This is a genomic window from Protofrankia sp. Cj3, assembly GCF_917627355.1.
Lineage (GTDB): Bacteria > Actinomycetota > Actinomycetes > Frankiales > Frankiaceae > Protofrankia.
On record NZ_CAKJTR010000006.1, the window covers coordinates 54,733 to 58,127 of the forward strand.

Below are 3,395 nucleotides of genomic sequence, written 5' to 3' on the forward strand. Positions count from 1 at the left end.
ACGCTCTGAGCGCGCGACAGGACCAGCGGTCGCGCACTCTTCGGCCGGGAAGGCCGCGGTCCAGGAGCGCTGCCAGAGATCAGCCGCCGCGGCGGTTGGTGCGCTTCGGGGCGGTGACCTTGTTGGCGACGCTGTTGCCGAACTCGTCGACGAGGCCGGCCCGGCGCAGCGCGTCGGCGAGGGCGCCAGTGGGCGCGCTCGGCTCCCCACGGCGGGGGCGGGGCTGCGCGGCGCGGGGCTGCGCTGTTCCCCGCGGCTGTGTTCCCCGCGGCTGTGCGGTCTTTCGTGGCTGCTCGCCGCGAGACGGGTTGCCACGGGGTGAGCCGCCGCGGCTGGCATCGTCGTCGAGACGCAGGGTCAGCGAGATGCGTTTGCGGGGGATGTCGACGTCGAGCACCTTCACCCGCACGATGTCACCGGGCTTCACCACGTCGCGAGGGTCGGCGACAAAGGTCCTCGACATCGCCGAGACGTGCACGAGGCCGTCCTGGTGCACACCGACGTCGATGAAGGCGCCGAATGCCGCGACGTTGGTGACCACACCCTCCAGCACCATGCCCGGGGTGAGGTCGGCAAGAGTGTCGACGCCCTCGGCGAAGGTGGCGGTCCGAAACGCCGGGCGCGGGTCGCGGCCTGGCTTCTCCAGTTCCGCCACGATGTCGGTGACGGTCGGCAGGCCGAAGGTCTCGTCGACGAAGTCCGCGGGCCGCAGCGCACGCAGCGCGGCGGTGCTGCCGATCAGCGTCGTGATCTCGCTGCCGGTCGACGCCAGGATGCGGCGCACCACCGGATAGGCCTCCGGGTGCACGCTGGAGGCGTCAAGGGGGTCGTCCCCGTCCCGGATGCGCAGGAAGCCGGCGCACTGCTCGAACGCTTTCGGGCCGAGCCGAGGGACCTCGGTGAGCGCCCGGCGTGAGCGGAACGGGCCGTTGGCGTCACGGTGGCGCACGATGTTCTCCGCGAGGCTGTCGCCGATCCCGGACACGCGTGTCAGCAGCGGGGCCGAGGCGGTGTTGACGTCGACCCCGACGGCGTTCACCGCGTCCTCGACGACCGCGTCGAGCGAGCGGGATAGTTTGATCTCGGACAGGTCGTGCTGGTACTGGCCGACCCCGATTGATTTTGGATCGATCTTGACGAGTTCCGCCAGCGGATCCTGCAGGCGGCGCGCGATCGACACCGCGCCACGCAGCGAGACGTCCAGCTCGGGCAGCTCGCGGGAGGCGTAGGCCGAGGCCGAGTAGACCGAGGCCCCGGCCTCCGACACGATGACCGGGGTGAGCGCCAGTTCGGGATGCAGCCTGGCCAGCTCGCTGGCGAGCTTGTCGGTCTCCCGGGACGCGGTGCCATTGCCGATCGCGATCAGCTTGACGCCGTGCTGGGCGGCGAGGCGGGCGAGCACGGCGATCGACTCGTCCCAGCGCCGCCGCGGCTCGTGTGGGTAGATCGTCTCGGTGGCGACCACCTGGCCGGTCGCGTCGACCACCGCGACCTTCACGCCGGTCCGCAGGCCCGGGTCGAGCCCCATGGTCACCTGGGCGCCGGCGGGCGCCGCGAGCAGGAGGTCACGCAGGTTGACGGCGAACACTCCCACCGCGGTGTCCTCGGCCGCCTGCCACAGGCGCATCCGCAGATCGATGTCGAGATGGACGAGGATGCGCGTGCGCCAGGCCCAACGGACCGTGTCCACCAGCCAGCGGTCGGCCGGACGGCCCAGGTCGGCGACGGCGAAGCGGTCGGCGATCGCCAGCTCGTAGTCGCTCGGCGCCGGGGCCTCCCGCGGCGCGGCCTCCTCGGCAGCCTCCCCGTCCGGTTCCAGGGTGAGATCGAGGATCTCCTCCTTCTCACCGCGGAACAGCGCGAGGATCCGGTGCGAGGGCAGCGTGGTGAAAGGCTCGGCGAAGTCGAAGTAGTCGGCGAACTTGGCACCGGCGTCCTGCTTGCCGTCGCGCACCCGGGAGGTGAGCCGGCCGCGCGCCCACATCCGCTCGCGCAGCGTCCCGATCAGGTCGGCGTCCTCGGTGAACCGTTCGACCAGGATCGCGCGGGCGCCGTCCAGCGCGGCGGCGGCATCGTCGACCCCACGCTCGGCGTCGACGAAGGCGGCCGCGGCCGCCTGCGGGTCGAGCGCCGGATCACCCAGCAGCGCCTCGGCCAGCGGTTCGAGGCCCGCCTCCCGGGCGATCTGTGCCTTGGTACGGCGTTTGGGCTTGTAAGGCAGGTAGATGTCCTCCAGCCGCGCCTTCGAGTCGGCAGCCATGATCTGTGTCTCGAGGGCATCGTCCAACTTGCCCTGCGAGCGGATCGACTCGAGGATCGCAGTGCGCCGTTCCTCCAGCTCACGCAGGTAACGCAACCGCTCCTCAAGGGTGCGCAGCTGCGTGTCGTCGAGTGTCCCGGTTGCTTCCTTGCGGTAGCGGGCGATGAACGGCACGGTGGCCCCGCCATCGAGCAGGTCCACGGCCGCGGTCACCTGACCCTCACGCACGCCGAGCTCCTCGGCGATCCTGCGATGAACCGACGTCGTCACAATCCTGATCCACCTTCGCGCTGGGGTCCGAAGCATTCGTGACCAGCTTGCCTGATCATCGGCTGGGTTCGTGTGTCAGTTTCCCGTGCCCGCTGTTCCCGTACCGATCGCCGGCCCGGTGCGCATTGAATAGAGTGGTATCAGCCGGGATGTGGTAGCGGGATCCGCTCGCTGAGCCCCGCGAGGTCGGGCTGGCCGTCGCGTACCGCCTGACGCGGCCGATTCCCATTCCGCGCTACGGCCGCGCTGGATGGGGTATCAGGTGACGTATGTGGACGGGCTGGCGGATGACGGTTGCGGTCCGCCGTTCCCCCCCGATCTCGCGGAACAGGCGGTCGACGCTCTCGACTCCGTGCTCAACCTGGCGCCTGAGCGGAGCCGGCTGCTGCTCGCCTACCTCGTGGAACGCAGGCTGGGGCGCCGGCTGCAGGTAGCCGACTACGGGACCAGCCGGCAGTGGTTCATCGGGCTTGTCGACGCCTGCGCCCGGCAACCGGCGGGTATCGCGGCACTCGCGGCGGAGGTCAGCCAGCTCGAGCCGGACAGTCCGGCCGCGGGGGTGCTGCGCCGGCTGTCGGGGGGCGATGCGGACGCCGTCGGCGAGCCGGCCGCCGCCCGACAGCCGGCACCGCCCCAGCCCCGTCCGGAGAGGTTCACCGGCGCGGAGGTGTCCGAGCTGGCAAGCGTCTTCCACCAGGCGCACGCCGCCCGGCAAATCCTCGCCGCCGCCGGCCTGCCCGCCGACCGGCAACCGGTCTGGTCCGTAGCACTGACCTCGCGGGAGTTCTGGACCGAGGTCGACGTCCTGCTTGCCGCCGGAGTCCTGATCGACGGCCGGCGGCGCGTTCTCGCGGCGGCGGCCCGG

General features: G+C 71.4%; 2 protein-coding genes. One reads left to right on the forward strand and one right to left on the reverse strand.

The window, feature by feature from the left end; genetic code table 11:
- Positions 1-79: 79 nt before the first annotated feature.
- Positions 80-2,566: a Tex family protein gene (locus MJ783_RS01740; RefSeq protein WP_370651404.1), complete on the reverse strand. Its 2,487-nt coding sequence runs from the start codon at positions 2,564-2,566 to the stop codon at positions 80-82.
- A 226-nt stretch (positions 2,567-2,792) separates the two neighbouring features.
- Here MJ783_RS01740 and MJ783_RS01745 point away from each other — a divergent pair.
- A partial coding sequence (locus MJ783_RS01745) for an effector-associated domain EAD1-containing protein (protein ID WP_239308128.1) occupies positions 2,793-3,395 on the forward strand: 603 nt, incomplete at its 3' end.

Excerpts from the sequence above, each read along its gene's own strand:
- MJ783_RS01740 (WP_370651404.1), bottom strand. The coding sequence starts at position 2,566 with ATGCTTCGGACCCCAGCGCGAAGGTGGATCAGGATTGTGACGACGTCG.